This is a genomic window from Mesorhizobium sp. BE184 (genome assembly GCF_031457045.1).
Taxonomy (GTDB): domain Bacteria; phylum Pseudomonadota; class Alphaproteobacteria; order Rhizobiales; family Rhizobiaceae; genus Mesorhizobium.
This window is the reverse complement of sequence record NZ_JAVDVU010000003.1, coordinates 733,293-750,459: the sequence shown is the minus strand read 5'-3', so window position 1 is coordinate 750,459 and position 17,167 is coordinate 733,293. Positions and strand designations below refer to the sequence as shown.

Here is a 17,167-nt window from a genome sequence, read left to right as displayed (position 1 = left end):
CAAGCCATGGCGTGGGGCGTGAAATGTCTACGGTCATCATGAAATCCATATCCGCCTCCGTGGGTTCGAGTTGACAATGCCGGCCCTATACACGCATTCGAAACCAATCGCCACCCGGATATCGAGGAACCGCTTGAGCCAGGACCGTCGTGTGACCGATCCGCCACGCACGAAAAGCACGTGGAAATGAACGACCGTCTCCGCATCGCCCTCTACCAGCCGGATATCGCCGGCAATACCGGAACAATCCTGCGCTTCGCCGCCTGCATGGGTCTGGCCGTCGATATCGTCGAACCGGCCGGCTTCGACCTGTCCGACCGCAACCTCCGGCGCGCCGGCATGGACTACCTCGAAATGGCGGCGCTCACCCGCCACCTCGACTGGAACGCCTTCGAGCAGCACCGCCACGCGGCGGGGCGCCGGCTGGTGCTTCTGTCCACCAAGGCCGTCCGGCCCTATACGGACTTCGCCTTCCGCCCTGGAGACACGCTGCTGTTCGGCCGCGAATCGGCCGGCGTGCCGCAGCCGGTCCATGATGCCGCCGATGTCGGCCTCGTCATTCCGATGCAAGGTTCCGCGCGCAGCCTCAACGTCGCGCTGTCCGTGGCCATGGTCGCGGGTGAAGCCATCCGGCAACTCGCCTAGCCGCAACGCTGCCGCGCCGGCTGTCCACGGCGCCTCCACGGCGTCCTGCCAACGGGCGAATCTTTCAAACATGCACATCGTCTTGTCCTGCCATTGCAAGGTTCGGACGCCTTCGCTACAACCTCAATATAAGTTGAGGTCAAGCGAGAAAGTCTGATGGTCGCTTCAAGGGAACTGACGGTAGGCGACGTAGCGATGCGCGCCGGCGTTGCCGTGTCGGCGCTGCATTTCTACGAAACACGCGGATTGATCCGATCGCACCGCACCTCCGGCAACCAGCGCCGTTATGACCGCGAGGTGCTGCGGCGCGTTGCCATCATCAAGGTCGCCCAGGATGTCGGCATTTCCCTTGCCGATATTGGCGCGGCTCTTGATTCTTTACCTGAAGGCCGCACCCCCACCAGGGAAGATTGGAATCGTCTTTCAACGGCTTGGCGCAAAGACCTCGACAACAGGATCACCCGGTTGAAGAAGCTGCGGGACGGCCTGGACGACTGCATCGGCTGTGGCTGCATGTCGATCGACCGCTGCCCTTTGCGGAACCGCGAAGACAGGCTGGCTTGCGATGGACCGGGGGCACGCCGGCTTGCGGCGGGCTAATCCGCCGCAGGCAACCGCCTGATCGTGAACTCGATGACGTCGCCCGGGCGCTCGAACCAGCTTTCGATTGTCGTCCAGTAGGCCTGCTTCGGCCAACGGTCGAACCATTCCTTGGCCTTCAGCCGTGCATCGGTGCGTGGCAGCACGAAGGTCTCGCGCAAAAATCCATCGCGCGGCATGCGCTCGCGTTCGGCGCGGCTGCGGTCCAGCCTTTTCTTCAAGCCATCCAGCGGCGGTCTTGCCGGCGTGCGCAAGAAAGAACTCCTTGACCCTTGCGCTATTGAGATTAGGGATCGCGCCCGTAAAAGACGAGTCATTTATCGGGCCGACCGCGCCCGCGCGGAGACCGCATCTTGGAACGACCCGAAATACCGGCCGGCCTGCCCGCCGACATCGAAGACAGGAAGGCTGCGGCCAGGGCATGGTTCGAGGATTTGCGCGACCGCATCTGCGCCGGCCTCGAAAAGCTGGAGGACGATCTTTCCGGCCCCCAGGCTTCGTGGTCGCCCGGCCGGTTCGAGCGCACGCCCTGGCTTCGCGACGAGGGCAATGGCGGCGGCGGCATCATGTCGATGATGCATGGCCGCGTGTTCGAGAAGGTCGGCGTCCACACCTCGACGGTGCATGGCGAGTTCTCGCCCGAGTTCCGTAAGCAGATGCCCGGCGGCGAGGAAGACCCGCGCTTCTGGGCCAGCGGCATTTCGCTGATCGCCCATCCGTGGAACCCCAACGTGCCCGCCGTCCACATGAATACGCGCATGGTCGTCACCTCGCGGCAGTGGTTCGGCGGCGGCGCCGATTTGACGCCGGTTCTGGACCGGCGGCGCACGCAGGACGACCCCGACACGCTGGCCTTCCACCGCGCTATGCGCTTCGCCTGCGAGAAGAATGCCGGCGTCGCAGACCATCAGAAGCTGAAGGACTGGTGCGACGAGTACTTCTTCCTGCCGCATCGCAAGGAAGCCCGCGGCGTTGGCGGAATCTTCTTCGACTGGCTGCATTCGGACGCGGAAAAGGGCGGCTGGGCGGCCGATTTCAACTTCGTGCAGGATGTCGGACGCGCCTTCCTGGTCGTCTACCAGCATCTCGTGCGGGCCAACTTCAATGACAACTGGACCGAAGGCGACCGTGAGGAGCAATTGATCCGGCGCGGGCGCTACGTCGAGTTCAACCTCCTCTACGACCGTGGCACGATCTTCGGTCTGAAGACCGGCGGCAACATCGCCTCGATCCTGTCCAGCCTGCCGCCGGAGGCGAGATGGCCGTAAAATTTCGGTGAGCGGGATTTGAACCCCAATTCGGTCCCAATTGCAGAATTTTGGCAAGCTTTATGGCCGAAGAGCCGCAGAAAATTTTCTTTTTCGTCTAATATCTCGGGGTTAAAACAGGAATATTTCTTTGGCCGGGCTGGGAAGCGCCGGCGGTTTTGGACCGCGACCCGACGCGACCGGACGGCCCATGACGAAAGAGGCGTTTCCGATGAAACGCCTCCCATCAGGAGAGCCTGCCATGCGCAAGCTTGTTTTCTCGGCTGCGGCCATTGCCACCCTCGCCACCGTTTCCATCGCCAGCGCGGCGGTGCACCACACCACCGGCAAGGTCAAAACCTACGACGCGACGGCGATGAGCCTCATGCTCGAGGACGGAACAACCTTCACGCTGCCCAAGACCTTTAAGAACCCCGGCCTGAACGCCGGTGAGAAGGTCCGCGTCTCATGGGACATGAGCGGCAAGAACAAGGTTGCCGAGACCGTGAAGCTCCTGAAGTAGCAGCGGCGCTCGGCTTGCCGGTCAAAGGCGGAGCCAGGTCGGCTCCGCCTTTTTGCATGAAACAGTTCGATAAAAATGCGAGACGGTCCTCCGTCCAAAATTGCGCCAAAACAACGGGATGGAGCGGATTTGCATTTCGGTGGAACGATGAACCCCACGAACCGGCAACCGAATCCGCATATCTGTGTTATTCTTGACCTCAATCAGACGGAGGAAGGAGGAAAGCATGAAGGAATTTCACTGTGGATCGCTGGTCCCTGGCTGCGAGTGGCACACCCGCGCCGAGGACGAAGCTGAAGTCATGCGCCGTGCTGTCGAGCATATGCGTGAAACGCACGGCGAAACCATCATTCGCGAGACGATGATCGAAGCGATCCGCTCGCGAATCGAGAAGGTCCGTGACGCGGCCTAATCCCTGAATCTGGCGGCGCGCTCGATCAGCGCGCCGCGATCGAGCGCGAACCCCGACTCGATCCATTCCTGTTCCAGCGCCTTCAGCGCCTTGCCAAGCCTCGGTCCTGCTTCCATGCCGACATCGACAGCCTTGAGCGGGAACATCGGCTTCTCCCACGCTGATGCATAGGCCAGCAGCCGCGAATAGCCGCCGGCCTCCATCATCGCCGCATCGTTTTCAGCCGCTCGTGCGCGCGCACCGGCAAGTGACAGACGCAGCCGATCCAGCACGCCCCGCCGATCTCCCAGATACAGCGTTTTCGCCAAAGCCGTTTCAGTCGATTTCGCTTCGACCGCCGGCGTCATGGCCCAGCGCTGCAGCCGTTGCGTCTCGTCCGTCGATAGCTTGAGACGCTCTCCCAGCGCCTTCATCCGCGCCGGATCGGGCGGCACCATGGCCTCGAGTCTCAGCAAGGCTTCTGCCGACCAACCGAAATCCGCCTCGGTCCTGACCAGACCATGGATGGCGTCGATTCCCCATTTCTCGCTTTCCGGCAGGATGCTGGTCAGCACGCCGGCCTGTCGCATCCAAAGCAGCGCCCGCGACGGGTCCGGCGCCGAAAGCAGTTTTTTCAACTCCGACCAGACCCGCTCGGCCGAAAGCCTTTCCAGGCCCTCCTTCAGCCGCGCGCAGGCCTTGAGGCCTTCCGCGTCCGGTCGTCCGTCGCCGAACCAGGCAAAGAAGCGGAAAAAGCGCAATATGCGCAGGTAGTCCTCGCGGATACGCGTCTCGGCATCGCCGATGAAGCGCAGCCGCCGGGTTTCGAGATCGGCGATGCCGCCAACCAGATCCACAACCGTGCCGTCAGCCTCGGTATAAAGCGCGTTGATGGTGAAATCGCGCCGCTCTGCATCGGCCTGCCAGTCGCGCCCGAAGGAAACCTTGGCCCGGCGGCCGTCGGTCTCGATGTCGGCGCGCAGCGTCGTCACCTCATACCCCTTGCCGTGTGCGACGACGGTGACGGTGCCATGCTCGATGCCGGTCGGGATCGCCCTGAAGCCTGCGGCTTCGGCGCGCCGCATCGTCTCTTGGGGCAGCGCCGTGGTGGCGATGTCGACATCGGCGACCGGTTCGCCCAACAGCGCATTGCGCACCGCGCCGCCCGCCACGCGCGCCTGCTCGCCATCCGCCGACAGGATCGTCAGCAGTTTCTGCAGGTCCGGCCCGTTCAGCCAGTCCGCCTTGCCGGCAAGGGTCACGGGAGCGCTCAAGCATAGAGCCTTTCATAAACGGTGCGGATGATGCCCGCCGTGACGCCCCAGATGCGCCGCCCTTCATAGGGCATGTCGTAGAAAAACCACTCCAGATCGTGAAAGACCCGGCTGTCGCGGCCGTGGTTGGCCGGGTCCATGAGAAACCGCAGCGGCACCTCGAACACGGATTCGACTTCGTCGCCATTCAGTTTGAGGACGAAGCCGGGCCGTATCACCGCCAGCACCGGCGCGATCCGGTAGCCCGAACCGGTCACATAGTCGGGCATCCGGCCGGCTATGTCGATGAAATCGGCCTCAAGCCCGATCTCCTCATGCGCCTCGCGCAACGCGGCCGCCTCGGGCGACGCATCGGTGGCGTCGATGTGCCCGCCCGGAAAGGCGATCTGGCCGGTGTGGCTGCGCAAGGTTTCGGCCCGCTTGGTCAGGATGACGCTGGCTTCGTCGCCGCTGTCGATCACGGGGATGAGAACGGCCGCGTCGCGCAGCGCACCCTCGCGCAGGAAGAGACGCGGATGCCCCGGATTGAACCGATGATCGCCATAAGGCTCAATGTCGTCGCCGAAGTCGGCTTGGGCGGCGGCGCGCGCCCGGAAATCGGCGGCGGAAAATGGAATGACGGTCTTCTGGTCCATCAGTTGGCAAGCTTTTCCAATCGATCCGCCGGCATGATCGGGTAGACCTCGTTGTTCGAGCGCACGGCGAACATGCGCCGCCCGTCGACATCGACCTCTTCGCCGTGCTCGACCAGTTCGTACATGACCGGCCGCGACAGCAGCGCCTCCAGCCGACCACGCACCAGCACATAGGGCTTAAGGCCGCCAGTTTCCGGCTCGTCGACGAACCGCAGCGGATGCTCCGCCCCGGCCTCGACCACATCGCCGACATTGGTGCGAAAGGTGATGATCTGGCCTTCACCCCGGCCTGAAATGTCCATCTCGACAGCGATGAACGGCGCGTCCTCGACGCGGATGCCGACCCGCTCGACCGGCGTGACGAGATAGGTCTTTCCGTCCGCATCCTTGCGCAGCACGGTCGAAAAGAGCTGCACCAGCGGCATCCGGCCGATCGGCGTGCCCATATAGAACCAGGTTCCGTCCCGGCGGATTTCCATGTCGATGTCGCCGCAGAATTTCGGATCCCAGCGCTCGACCGGCGGCAAGCCCTTGCCGGCGCGCGCCGCACGCGAAATCAGCGCCTCCAGTCCGCGTGCATCGCCGGCCGCGGTAAGGCTGTCTTTGCTATGTCCGATGTCTTCCGCCATGGTCACGAAATAGTCACTGTTGACGCGCTTGTCAGCCGCAGTCTGTGATTTAAGTTTCTACAAGGTGCCGCCAGGTGCGAATCGCGGCGCGTTCGGCGCGGCCGGTATTTTCCAACACAGAGGATCGACCTGCATGAGCGTGATCGTCAAGGAAAGCCCGATCGACGAAAAGCAGATGATCGCGCAGGCTGAAAAAGCGCTGGCCGACATCTCCCTGGTTCGCGACGGCGTTGGCCGGGTCATCTTCGGACAGGAAAGCGTCGTCGAACGTACACTGGTGGCACTGCTGGCCGGCGGCCATGCGTTGCTGGTCGGCGTGCCCGGCCTGGCGAAGACGAAGCTGGTCGAGACGCTCGGCATCGTGCTCGGCCTCGACACCAGCCGCGTCCAGTTCACGCCCGACCTGATGCCGTCCGACATCCTGGGTTCCGAGGTGATGGAGCAGGATGAAAACGGCAAGCGTTCCTTCCGCTTCATCTCCGGACCTATCTTCACGCAACTGCTGATGGCCGACGAGATCAACCGCGCTTCGCCGCGCACCCAGTCGGCGCTGCTGCAGTCGATGCAGGAATATCACGTCACCGTCGCCGGCGCGCGCCACGACCTGCCGGCGCCCTTCCATGTGCTGGCGACGCAGAACCCGCTGGAGCAGGAAGGCACCTATCCGTTGCCGGAAGCGCAGCTCGACCGCTTCCTGATGCAGATCGACATTCTCTATCCCGAGATCGAAGCCGAACGGCGCATCCTGCTGGAAACCACGGGCGTCGATGAGGCGCGGGCCGCCAACGTTCTCGACCCGGCCCGGCTAAAGGACATCCAGAATCTGATCCGCCGCATGCCGGTGCCGGAAAGCGTTGTCGAAGCCATTCTCAACCTTGTCCGCTCCGCCCGTCCGGGCCAGGGCAATGCCGACACCGACAAGCACGTGTCATGGGGTCCCGGCCCGCGCGCCAGCCAGGCGCTGATGCTTTGCTCCCGCGCCCGCGCGCTTTATGACGGACGGCTGGCGCCCTCGGTCGATGACGTGCGTGCGCTGGCCGAGCCGGTTCTGCAGCATCGCATGGCTTTGACCTTCACCGCGCGCGCCGAAGGCATGAGCGTTCGCGACGTCGTGGGCAAGCTCGTGAAGGGTATTTGATGGCGCATATCGGCGAGGCGCAGGCACCGGTCGGCACACGCGACGCGCTTGCTCGCGGCCGGCTCCGGGCTTCGCTGGTGCCAGACCTGCTGGTCGAGGCGCGCCGCATCGTCAACACCGTCATGGCTGGCTGGCACGGCCGTCGCAAGCGCGGCATCGGCGAGAATTTCTGGCAGTTCCGGCCCTACGTCGAAGGCGAGGCCATTGCCAACATCGACTGGCGGCGTTCGGCGCGCGACGACCACACCTATGTGCGCGACCGCGAATGGGAAGCCGCCCATACGGTCTGGCTGTGGGCCGACCCTTCGCCTTCGATGCTCTACAAATCCACCGGCGCGACCGTGTCGAAGCAATCGCGCGCGCTGGTCATCGTGCTTGCCATGGCCGAACTGCTGTCGCGCAGCGGCGAACGCATCGCCTGGCCCGGCGTCACCGACCCGTTCAGCGCCCGCAACGGCGCCGAGCGCATCGCCTCGCATCTTGCCCATGCCGCCGCGCTGCCGGCCAAGCCGGACCTTTCCGCGATAAGGCGGTTTTCCGATATCGTCATCGCCAGCGACTTCCTCGATCCCGTCGGGGAAACCATGCAATGGCTGGATGTTCTCGCCCGCCACGGCGTGCGCGCCCATCTGGTCGAGATCGCGGATCCAGCCGAGGAAAGCTTCCCCTATTCCGGGCGCACCGAGTTCACCGACCCTGAAACCGGCGAAAAGCTGACGGCAGGACGCGCCGAAATGCTGGGCGATGAATATCGCAATCTTTACAGCGCCCGCCGCGCCGAACTGGCCGCATGGTGCAAACGGCTTGGCTGGAGCTATACCGTCAATCACACAGATCGGCTCGCCTCCGAGGCGCTGGTGCGGCTCCATCTGGCTTTGACCGCCGAAGGCCCCAGCGGCAGAAGGACCGCCGCGTGAGCTGGCTGCCGCTCTCCTTCGGCGCGCCGATGGTCCTGTGGGGCCTGCTGGCGCTGCCCGTCATCTGGTGGCTGCTCAGGCTGACGCCGCCCAAGCCGCAGACGGAAGTATTCCCGCCGCTCAGGATCCTGGCGCGCGTGCTGAAGCGCGAGGAAACACCGCAGCAAAGCCCATGGTGGCTGACGCTGCTGCGGCTGCTGATGGCGGCGCTCATCGTCGCCGCCCTTGCCGAACCGGTCTTCAACCCACGCGAAAAACTGTCGACCGAGGGCGAGGCGCTGGCGCTGGTCATCGACAATGACTGGGCGAGCGCGGACGACTGGGAGCGCCGTGTCGCCACCGCGTCACGGCTGATCGCCGATGCGGAACGCAATTCCGTGCCGGTGCTGCTCGCCTTCACCGCGGAAAAGCCCAACCAGCAGATCGGCCCGTTCAGCGCCGCCGAGGCGCGCGACCGGCTGAACGCAGTCAAGCCGCGGCCGGTGCCGGCGGATCGCCGCGAAATCTACGCCCGCGTCGGCGAGGCTTTGCGCGACCTGCCGCCGGCGACCGTCGCGGTGCTGACCGACGGGCTTGCGGCTGATGGCGACGAGGCCGCCTTCTCTGCGATGATGACGAAGCCGCCGGCCAACTTCATCTGGGGCACGCCGCAAAGGCTGGATACGATAGGACTGACCGCCGCGGACAACGGGTTCGACCGGCTGACGATTTCCGCCGTGCGCGCATCGTCGAACGCTACCGGCCCCGCCAGCATGAGCGCCGGCGCCTTTGACGACAAGGGCCGCCGCATCGGCGACGCCGCCATTACCTTCCGTCCGGGCCAGACCATAGCCACTGGCGATTTTGTCGTTCCGTTCGAACTGCGCAACGATTTCGCTTCGATCGCGCTCGATGGCGTCGCCAGCGCCGGCGCCGTTCGCGTGCTGGACGAAAGCGCCAAGCGCCGCCGCATCGGCCTGCTTTCGGAAACGCCGGTGGACGAGGCGCGGCTTCTGCTGTCGCCGCTCTACTACATCCGCCGCGCCATGGAGCCCTTCGCCGACATTGTCGAGCCGACAAGCCCGGCCATAAGCGAGGCCATCCCGCAATTGCTGCAGCAAAAGCCGGCGGTGATCGTCATGGCCGATGTCGGGACCGTGCCGGAACCCGCCCGGACAGCGCTGGTCGAATGGATGGAAAATGGCGGCACGCTTTTGCGCTTCGCAGGCTCCCACCTGCTGAGTGCCGGCGACGACAGCGAGTTGCTGCCAGTCATCCTGCGTCGAAGCGAGCGCAGCCTTGGCGGCGCGCTTTCCTGGACCGAGCCGCAGCCTGTCGGCGAATTCCCGGCCAATGGCCCGTTTTCCAGCCTGCCTGCCCCAACCGACGTGACGGTGACGCGGCAGCTTCTGGCCGAGCCGACGCCCGATCTGATCGACCATACATGGGCGACGCTGGCCGACGGCACGCCGCTGGTGACCGGCGACAGGCGCGGCAAGGGCATGGTGGTGCTGTTCCACGTGCCGCCCGAGGCGACATGGTCGAACCTGCCCATATCGGGCTCTTTCGTGGAGATGCTGCGCCGCATCGTACAGCTTTCGCGCAACCAGGGCGCGGTTGCGGCAACGCCGCAGAGCCAGGCTGCCTCGCTGGCGCCCTACCGCATGATTGATGCCAGTGGCGCAATCGTTCCACCCGGCCCCGATGCTCGCCCGCTCATGGCGGGGCAAGCAGCGGTGACGGTGGACAATCCGCCCGGCCTCTATGGCAGCGAGGAAGGCGTCGTGGCGCACAATCTTCTGGCGGCCGAACAGGCGCTGATCCCGATTGTCCGACCGCAACTGACCATTCCTGTGGCCGACCTGCATTACTCGCTCGACGAAGCCCGCGACCTGAAGGGGCCGCTGGTCGCCGCCGCCATCCTCCTGATGGTGCTGGACACCCTTGCCGTGTTCTGGATCGGCGGACTGTTCTCGCGCTGGAGACGCCGGCCGCGCATGGCGGGAACGACAGCCGCCCTGCTCGTCATGGCCGCCATCTCGTTCGGACATGTGGATACGGCGCGCGCCAACGACGCCAAGCCGGGCGACGCCGAAGCCATCGACGCCATCAACCAGACGCGCATCGCCTATGTCATCACCGGCGAGCCGGGCGTCGATTCCATCAGCCGCGCCGGCTTGGAAGGCCTGCGGCGCTTCCTGATCGAGAAGACAGCGCTTGAACCGGGTGAACCGGCAGGCGTCGATATTTCAAGGGATGAGCTGTCCTTCTATCCGCTCATCTACTGGCCCATCGATCCCGCCGCGCCGGAGCCTGACACCGCTGCCATGGCGCGGGTCGAGGCCTATATGCAGCAGGGCGGTACGGTGCTGTTCGACACCCGCGACCAGTTCTCCACCGGTTTCGGCTCTGATTCCGCCAGCCCGGCGACGCAGCGGCTGCGCTCTCTTTTGTCGACGTTGAGCGTACCGCCACTTGAGCCGGTCCCGTCGGACCATGTGCTGACGAAGTCCTTCTTCATCCTCAATGAGTTTCCCGGACGCTTCAACGGCAGCCCCCTCTGGATCGAGGCCTCTCTCGACGCCAGCAACACCGACAATCGCCCCGTCCGCACCGGCGACGGCGTCAGCCCGATCATGATCACCGCCAACGACATGGCCGGCGCCTGGGCCATCGACGCCAATGGCGAGCCGCTTCTGCCAACCGTGCCGTCCGATCCGATGCAGCGTGTCTACGCGATGCGCGCCGGCGTCAACATTGTCATCTACATGCTGACCGGCAACTACAAGTCCGACCAGGTTCACGTGCCGGCCCTGCTGGAAAGGCTGGGGCAATAGGATGACCTGGTCGCTTTCCTTCGAACCGCTGCTGTCCCTGCCCTGGCTCGTCGCCGTGCTGGCGCCCCTGACGCTGCTGGCGCTGGCCGGCTTGTGGCTGCGCCAACGCGGTTCGGTATTCAGGTTCGCCGCCCTTGTGGCGCTGGCGGCGGCGTTGGCAAACCCGGTCTTCCTCAGCGAAGAGCGCGACCCGCTGAAAAGCGTCGTCGCGGTCGTCGTCGACCGCAGCCAGAGCCAGGAGATCGGCGAGCGCACGAAACAGACCGACGCCGCGCTGGCCGAACTGAAACAGCGGCTCGAGCGCGTCAAACAGTTTGACGTTCGCGTCGTCGAGGCGGGCAAGGCCGGCGCGGCGGAGGAGCGTACCGAAACACGGCTGTTTTCGGCGCTGGACGGCGCCTTGCATGACGTGCCGCCGTCACGCGTCGCCGGCGGCATCCTCATCACCGACGGGCAGGTCCACGACGTTCCCTTCGGAACCGGCGAGTTCAATGCGCCGCTGCATGCCCTCATCACCGGCAACGACCAGGAAAAGGACCGGCGCATTCAGTTCGTCAAGGCACCGCGCTTCGGCCTTGTCGACAAGCCGCTGGACATGACCTACCGCGTCATCTCAACCGACAATTCAGCCGACCCTGTCGACGTGCGCGTTTCGGTCAATGGCGAGCAGGTCGCGGTGGAGCGCGCCACCATCGGCCGCGAAATGCCGCTGCAGGTGACGCTTCCGACAGCCGGACGCAACATCGTCGAGTTGGCCATCGACAAGCAGGAAGGCGAACTGACCGACACCAACAACCGGGCCGTGGCGCTGATCGACGGCATCCGCGAGAATTTGCGCGTGCTGCTGGTCTCGGGTGAGCCGCATGCCGGCGAGCGGACATGGCGCAACCTGCTCAAGTCGGATGCCTCAGTGGACCTTGTCCACTTCACCATCCTGCGCCCACCGGAAAAGCAGGATGGAACGCCAATCAACGAATTGTCGCTGATCGCCTTTCCGACGCGCGAGCTGTTCGTCGAGAAGATCAAGGATTTCGACCTGATCATCTTCGACCGCTACCAGCACAGCGACGTGATGCCGATCCTCTACTACGACTACATCGCCGAATATGTCGAAAAGGGCGGCGCGGTTCTGGTCGCCGCCGGACCGGAATATGCCAGCGAAAGAACGATTGCCCGCACCCCGTTGATGTCGGCGTTGCCGGCGATGCCCGATGGGAATGTGATCGACAAGGCCTTCTATCCGCGACTCACCGAACTCGGCCAGCGCCACCCCGTGACGCGCGGATTGGAAGGGTCCGGCACGGAGCCGCCGCACTGGAGCCGCTGGTTCCGCACCATCGGCGTCGAGAATCCCGAGGGCGAAGTGGTCATGAAGGGCGCCGACGACCGGCCGCTCCTAGTCCTCGACCGCAAGGGTGAAGGCCGCGTCGGCATGCTTTTGTCCGACCAGGGCTGGCTGTGGGCGCGCGGCTACGAGGGCGGTGGTCCCCATGTGCAACTCTATCGCCGTGTCGCTCACTGGCTGATGAAGGAGCCCGAATTGGAAGAGGAGCGGCTGACGGCAGACGGTCGCGGCATGACGCTCGAAATCCGCCGCCAGACGATGAGCGACGATCCGGGATCGGCGCAGGTCATCACCCCTTCCGGCAAGGCGCTGACCGTGAAGCTCGCCAGGTCCGAGCCCGGCGTTTTCACCGGAGCTGTCGAAACAAAGGAGATCGGCCTCTACCAGGTCGGCAACGGCAATCTGACCGCACTGGCCCACGTCGGTCCGGTCAATTCGCCGGAATTCGCCGACGTGGTCTCGACGCCGAACAAATTAAGACCAGCAGCCGCCGCCACCGGCGGCAGTGTGCGGCGAGTCGCAAGCTCGACATTGGGTGGCCTCGGCGACGGCGTCTCGGTGCCGTCCATCGTTCCCATACGCGCAGGCGGCGAAGCGTCCGGCAACGACTGGATCGGCCTGCGCACCACCAACGACAGCGTGCTCAAATCCGTCTCGCGCGTGCCCTTGTTCGGCGGCTTCCTCGGCCTCGGCCTGCTGCTGCTGGCGATGGGCTCGATGTGGTACCGCGAAGGCCGTTAAAGCCTATTCCTCCGGTTCCGTCGTGAACATCAGCGGATAGCCCTTCGCCTTGGCCGCATCGATGGCGCGCGTGGCTTTGGTTTCAGCGACGTCGCGCGTGAACACGGCCACCACGCAGACACCCCTTCGATGCGCCGTAATCATCACCCGATTGGCCTGATCTTCGCTGAGGCGGAACTCGCCTTTCAACACGGTGACGACGAACTCGCGCGGCGTGAAATCGTCATTGACGAGGATGACCTTGTAGAGCTTTGGCCGCTCGGTCTTCGGTTTGACCCTGGTTCTCGGCTTGACGACATTGTCGTCGTTTCCGGCCATTCGCGGACCGCTATCGTTCATGACCAAATTCCGATTGTTCTGCAAAGCCGCCAGCATTTTCGATCACCGGCGCTTCCGTGTCAGATAGATTTTTGTGCGGCGATTGCCAGAGGGTGGTCCACCGCACCGACCTTCGACCACGCCGCCGTACAAGAGGAAGCGAGCGACAAATTCTCATCGAGCGTCACCGGGTCGCCTGCTCTCGGCTTCAAACCGTGATCCCCTTCCAGCCAGTGCAGAGTGATTGCGGTGGACAGCGGGTAGGCTCCCGCCTCAACGCGCGAACCGAATGGATCGCGCGTTCCCTGAAACACAAGCGCCGGACAGCGCAGCGTATCCAGATGCGCGGTCCGCAGCCTTTCCGGTTTTCCGGGCGGATGGAAAGGATAGCCGAAGCAGACCAGACCATGGATGGTCCCGGCATCGAAAGCCTCGTCCGCAATCATACTGGCGACGCGCCCACCCAATGATTTACCGCCAATGAGGAGACGTCCCGCCGGCTTCAGCATTTCCAGCGCCGCACGATATTCGCCCATCAGGGCTTCGGTGCGGGACGGCGGTGGCGTGCGGCCGTCCAGACGGCGCTGCGCCATGTAGGCGAATTCGAATCGGGCGACACTCAGTCCCGCTTCGGCCAGCCTCGCCGCCAAAGCACTCATCCAGTCGGAATCCATCGGCGAACCGGCGCCATGGGCAAGAAGCAGCGTGGTGTCCGCATCGGGCGGGCCGGAAAACAGGAAATCGGGCATTGCCCGCTTTTCCCATGGACGGGATGAAAAGGCTACCGCCTCAACACCGCGCTCAGCACATCCCGCACGCCGATCGAGCCGACGAAGCGCGACTGCTCGTCGAAAAGCGCCACCGGCGCGGTTTGCGAACGGTGCATGGCAAGCATCACGGTCTTCAGCGGGGTTCCCGGATTGGCCCAGAACACCTGCCCGGTTTCATCCGGCTGCGACTCGACTTCGGCGCATGAGACCCACACCGCCGGTTTGCCATCGCGCTCGGCCGCGGAAACCAGCCCGTCCTTGTCGATCTTGAAGCGGGTGGTTTCGCGGCGGTCGAGCCAGATCCAGCCCCCTGCCCCGGCGGATTCGAGATCGCGCTTGTCGCGCATGACGTTCCAGGCGGTCAGCACCGACAGCGGATTCACATTGGCGATGAAGTCGCGCACATAGGCGTTGGCCGGCTTGAGCACGATGTCTTCCGGCGCGCCGGTCTGGACGATGCGCCCGCCCTCCATGATGGTGATATGGGTGCCGATCTTGAGCGCTTCCTCGAGGTCGTGCGAAACGAAGATGATCGTCTTCTTCAGTTCCGCCTGAAGCTGCAGCAACTCGTCCTGCAGCTTGGTGCGGATGAGCGGATCGAGCGCCGAGAACGGCTCGTCCATCAAAAGGATTGGCGCTTCGGTGGCGAAGGCCCGCGCCAGGCCGACGCGCTGCTGCATGCCGCCGGAAAGCTCATGCGCGTATTTCTTGCCCCACTGGTCCAGATTGACCAGCTTGAGCTGCCGCTGCACCCGTTCCCTGCGCTCGGCCTCCGGCACGCCGGCAAGCTCCAATCCGAGGCCGACATTCTCCTCGACAGTGCGCCAGGGCAGCAGGCCGAATTGTTGGAACACCATCGCCACCTGCTTCTGGCGCAGACGCCTCAACGTCGCGGCGTTACAGGTCACCACGTCGACGGATTTGTCGCCGTCGCGCACCAGCACTTGCCCCCGGGTGACCACGTTCAGCCGGTTCACGGCGCGCAGCAGCGTCGATTTGCCGGAGCCCGACAGTCCCATGAGGACAGAGATTTCGCCCTCGTGAACCGTCAGGTTGGCGCCGGCGCAGCCAAGCACGTTGCCCGTCTTTTCCAGGATTTCGGCGCGGCTTGCGCCCTTGTCCACCATGGCCAGCGCTTCGCGCGTGTCTTCGCCGAACAGGATGTCGACGTTCTTGAAATCGACAGCGACGCTCATTTTTTGCCTCCCGCGCTGATGCGCGTCATCCGGTCGAGCACGATGGCCAGAACCACGATCGCCAGCCCGGCTTCAAGACCGAGATCGATCTTGCGCGAGCCGAGGGCGCGGTTGATTTCCGTGCCGAGGCCGCCGGCGCCGATCAGGGCCGCGAACACAACCATCGACAGCGACAGCATGATCGATTGCGTCAGCCCCGCCATGATGGTCGGAAGCGCCGAGGGAAACTCCACCTTCCACAGCAACTGCCGCTTTGTCGCGCCAAAAGCTTCACCCGCCTCGATGATCGACTTCGGCACCGAGATGATGCCGAGATGGGTGAGCCGCACCGCCGTTGGAATGACGAAGATGATGGTGACGATCAGGCCCGGGGCATTGCCGAGACCGAACAACGTCAGCACCGGGATCAGATAGACGAAGGTCGGCAGCGTCTGCATCAGGTCGAGGATCGGCTGCATGATGCGGTAGACCTTCGGCTTGTGGCCGGCCCAGATGCCGAGCGGCACGCCGATCAGCATGGAGAAGAAAGTCGCCGCCACAACCAGGACCAGCGTCTGCACCGTCTGCTTCCAGAGCCCCTGGTTGAGGATGAACAGCAGGCCGATGAAGACCCCGAACGCCAGGCCTCTGGATTTCTGCAACCACCAGGCAAACAGCGCGATCAGAGCGATGAGGGCAATGGGCGGGATCACCAGCAGCAGATCGACAACCCCGTCAAGCAACCCGTTCAGGCCGCCCGACAGGCCGCGGAAAAAGGCGTTGAAATTGTCGGTCAGGAAGGTGAAGAACTCTTTTCCCCACGCTCCGATCGGAATCTTCCAGGACGTGAAGAATTTCGAAATCGGATCCATTTCACCCCTCTGCGCCGCTTGCGGCGTCTGGTTCGCGGAATGCAAAAGGGCAGCCGCTTGCGGGGCTGCCCTCTGAAATCAAACCAAGCTCACCGCTCAGCTTCCAAGTGCGGTTTTGATGGCCGCCGCCGCGTCGCCGCCGTCGAAAGTCGTCACCCCGGCGATCCATGGCGTGACGGCGTCGGGATTCTTCTTCAGCCAATCGGTCGCCGCTTTATTGGCGTCGGTGCCCTTGAGGATCGCGTCCATCATCTCGCCTTCCATGTCGAGATTGAACTTCAGATTGGTGATGAACTTGCCGACATTCGGGCATTCGGTCGTGTAGCCCTTGCGCACATTGGTGTGCACGGTCGCGGCGCCAAAGCCGGAATCGCCCATGCCGTCGAGATAGGCGATCTTCATGGCGCCCATGACCGGATGCGGGGTCCAGCCGAGGAAGACGATCCACTGCTTGTCCTTCATCGCCTGCTCGGCCTGCGTCAGCATGCCGGCCTCCGACGACTCGACCAGTTCGAAGCCGTCGAGTTTGTTCTCCGGCTTGGTGAGCATGTCGAGGATGATGCGGTTGCCGTCATTGCCCGCCTCGATCCCGTAGATCTTGGAATCGAACTTGTCCTTGAACTTGCCGATGTCGGTCAGCGTCTTGACGCCGCCTTCGGCCACGTAATCCGGCACGACAAGACCATAGCCGGCGCCCGAAAGGTTCTCGCTTACGGTCTCGACCGACCCTTCGGCGGTATAGTCCTTGATGTCGTTGGTCATCGACGGCATCCAGTTGCCGAGGAAAACATCGAGGTCCTTGTTCTTCAGCGACGCATAAGTCACCGGTACGGAAAGCTGGATCACCTGCGGTTCGTAGCCCATCGCCGTCAGCAGGACCGACGCAACGCCGGTGGTCGCCTGGATATCGGTCCAACCGACATCGGACAGGCGAACGGTCTTGCAGCTTTCAGGATCGGCGGCAAAGGCCGCGCCGGTGGAGAGAACGCTCGCCAGCCCGATGCCGGCAGCGATGAGTTTCATACGCGACATAGACGATCTCCCATTTGAACTTTTGGCGGACGATGATGTTATTTTTGCTATTTGCCAGCCAAACACCATTTTGATGTTGTTTCAAGCGGCGGCGCTATG

General features: G+C 64.0%; 18 protein-coding genes. 9 read left to right on the top strand and 9 right to left on the bottom strand.

The genetic code is table 11. The annotated features are described in order from the left end of the window. Positions 1-186: 186 nt before the first annotated feature. Both J2X35_RS17420 and soxR read left to right on the top strand, forming a co-directional pair. Positions 187-645, top strand: coding sequence for a tRNA (cytidine(34)-2'-O)-methyltransferase (locus J2X35_RS17420; protein ID WP_310188470.1), 459 nt, complete (start codon positions 187-189; stop codon positions 643-645). Between the two features lie 156 nt (positions 646-801). Beyond that, complete coding sequence (gene soxR / locus J2X35_RS17415; RefSeq protein ID WP_056110981.1) at positions 802-1,245, top strand: redox-sensitive transcriptional activator SoxR; 444 nt, start codon at positions 802-804, stop codon at positions 1,243-1,245. On the opposite strand, the gene J2X35_RS17410 is transcribed toward soxR, so the two are convergent. Then, on the bottom strand, positions 1,242-1,499 hold the full coding sequence (locus tag J2X35_RS17410) for a hypothetical protein (RefSeq protein ID WP_056110982.1): 258 nt from the start codon (positions 1,497-1,499) through the stop codon (positions 1,242-1,244). The genes soxR and J2X35_RS17410 overlap by 4 nt on opposite strands. Positions 1,500-1,598: 99 nt before the next feature. On the opposite strand from J2X35_RS17410, the gene hemF reads away from it, so the two are divergent. The 3 genes from hemF (at position 1,599) to J2X35_RS17395 (ending at position 3,427) form a co-directional block, all read left to right on the top strand. Next, positions 1,599-2,513: an oxygen-dependent coproporphyrinogen oxidase gene (hemF, locus tag J2X35_RS17405; protein ID WP_310188467.1), complete on the top strand. Its 915-nt coding sequence runs from the start codon at positions 1,599-1,601 to the stop codon at positions 2,511-2,513. 241 nt (positions 2,514-2,754) lie between these two features. Beyond that, the gene (locus J2X35_RS17400) at positions 2,755-3,015 is read left to right on the top strand and encodes a DUF1344 domain-containing protein (RefSeq protein WP_056110986.1); all 261 of its coding nucleotides are present in this window, start codon (positions 2,755-2,757) and stop codon (positions 3,013-3,015) included. A gap of 226 nt (positions 3,016-3,241) precedes the next feature. Next, on the top strand, positions 3,242-3,427 hold the full coding sequence (locus J2X35_RS17395; protein ID WP_056110988.1) for a DUF1059 domain-containing protein: 186 nt from the start codon (positions 3,242-3,244) through the stop codon (positions 3,425-3,427). Here the strand turns inward: J2X35_RS17395 and J2X35_RS17390 are convergent. The 3 genes from J2X35_RS17390 to J2X35_RS17380 are packed head-to-tail and all read right to left on the bottom strand — an operon-like array spanning position 3,424 to position 5,944. Then, positions 3,424-4,680 (bottom strand): CCA tRNA nucleotidyltransferase, encoded by a 1,257-nt coding sequence (locus J2X35_RS17390; RefSeq protein WP_310188464.1) that lies wholly within the window; start codon positions 4,678-4,680, stop codon positions 3,424-3,426. The two genes, J2X35_RS17395 and J2X35_RS17390, sit on opposite strands and share 4 nt — an antisense overlap. Beyond that, positions 4,677-5,315 (bottom strand): CoA pyrophosphatase, encoded by a 639-nt coding sequence (locus tag J2X35_RS17385; RefSeq protein WP_310188461.1) that lies wholly within the window; start codon positions 5,313-5,315, stop codon positions 4,677-4,679. The genes J2X35_RS17390 and J2X35_RS17385 overlap by 4 nt, the downstream gene beginning before the upstream one ends. Further along, the gene (locus J2X35_RS17380; protein WP_310188736.1) at positions 5,315-5,944 is read right to left on the bottom strand and encodes a DUF1285 domain-containing protein; all 630 of its coding nucleotides are present in this window, start codon (positions 5,942-5,944) and stop codon (positions 5,315-5,317) included. The genes J2X35_RS17385 and J2X35_RS17380 overlap by 1 nt, the downstream gene beginning before the upstream one ends. 133 nt (positions 5,945-6,077) lie before the next feature. On the opposite strand from J2X35_RS17380, the gene J2X35_RS17375 reads away from it, so the two are divergent. The 4 genes from J2X35_RS17375 to J2X35_RS17360 are packed head-to-tail and all read left to right on the top strand — an operon-like array spanning position 6,078 to position 12,901. Continuing rightward, positions 6,078-7,082 (top strand): MoxR family ATPase, encoded by a 1,005-nt coding sequence (locus J2X35_RS17375; protein WP_310188457.1) that lies wholly within the window; start codon positions 6,078-6,080, stop codon positions 7,080-7,082. Beyond that, positions 7,082-7,999 carry a DUF58 domain-containing protein gene (locus J2X35_RS17370; protein ID WP_310188454.1) on the top strand — a complete coding sequence of 306 codons (918 nt, stop codon included), beginning with the start codon at positions 7,082-7,084 and terminating at the stop codon, positions 7,997-7,999. Before J2X35_RS17375 ends, J2X35_RS17370 begins: the two co-directional genes overlap by 1 nt. Continuing rightward, positions 7,996-10,815, top strand: coding sequence for a DUF4159 domain-containing protein (locus J2X35_RS17365; protein ID WP_310188452.1), 2,820 nt, complete (start codon positions 7,996-7,998; stop codon positions 10,813-10,815). Before J2X35_RS17370 ends, J2X35_RS17365 begins: the two co-directional genes overlap by 4 nt. Before the next feature lies 1 nt (position 10,816). Beyond that, entirely contained in the window at positions 10,817-12,901 is a 2,085-nt protein-coding gene (locus J2X35_RS17360; RefSeq protein WP_310188448.1) for a hypothetical protein, read from the top strand. Positions 12,902-12,904: 3 nt separating this feature from the next. Here J2X35_RS17360 and clpS read toward each other — a convergent pair whose 3' ends face one another. The 5 genes from clpS to J2X35_RS17335 all read right to left on the bottom strand — a co-directional run bounded on the left by clpS (position 12,905) and on the right by J2X35_RS17335 (position 17,068). Beyond that, positions 12,905-13,240 carry an ATP-dependent Clp protease adapter ClpS gene (gene clpS, locus J2X35_RS17355; RefSeq protein WP_310188446.1) on the bottom strand — a complete coding sequence of 112 codons (336 nt, stop codon included), beginning with the start codon at positions 13,238-13,240 and terminating at the stop codon, positions 12,905-12,907. A gap of 59 nt (positions 13,241-13,299) precedes the next feature. Then, on the bottom strand, positions 13,300-13,968 hold the full coding sequence (locus tag J2X35_RS17350; protein WP_310188445.1) for an alpha/beta family hydrolase: 669 nt from the start codon (positions 13,966-13,968) through the stop codon (positions 13,300-13,302). Positions 13,969-14,000: 32 nt separating this feature from the next. Continuing rightward, a complete protein-coding gene (gene choV, locus J2X35_RS17345) occupies positions 14,001-15,185 on the bottom strand; it encodes a choline ABC transporter ATP-binding protein (RefSeq protein ID WP_056111003.1) in 1,185 nt (394 codons plus the stop codon). Beyond that, a complete protein-coding gene (choW, locus tag J2X35_RS17340; RefSeq protein WP_310188442.1) occupies positions 15,182-16,036 on the bottom strand; it encodes a choline ABC transporter permease subunit in 855 nt (284 codons plus the stop codon). The genes choV and choW overlap by 4 nt, the downstream gene beginning before the upstream one ends. A 96-nt stretch (positions 16,037-16,132) precedes the next feature. Beyond that, complete coding sequence (locus tag J2X35_RS17335; protein ID WP_056111006.1) at positions 16,133-17,068, bottom strand: choline ABC transporter substrate-binding protein; 936 nt, start codon at positions 17,066-17,068, stop codon at positions 16,133-16,135. Between the last annotated feature and the right edge of the window lie 99 nt (positions 17,069-17,167).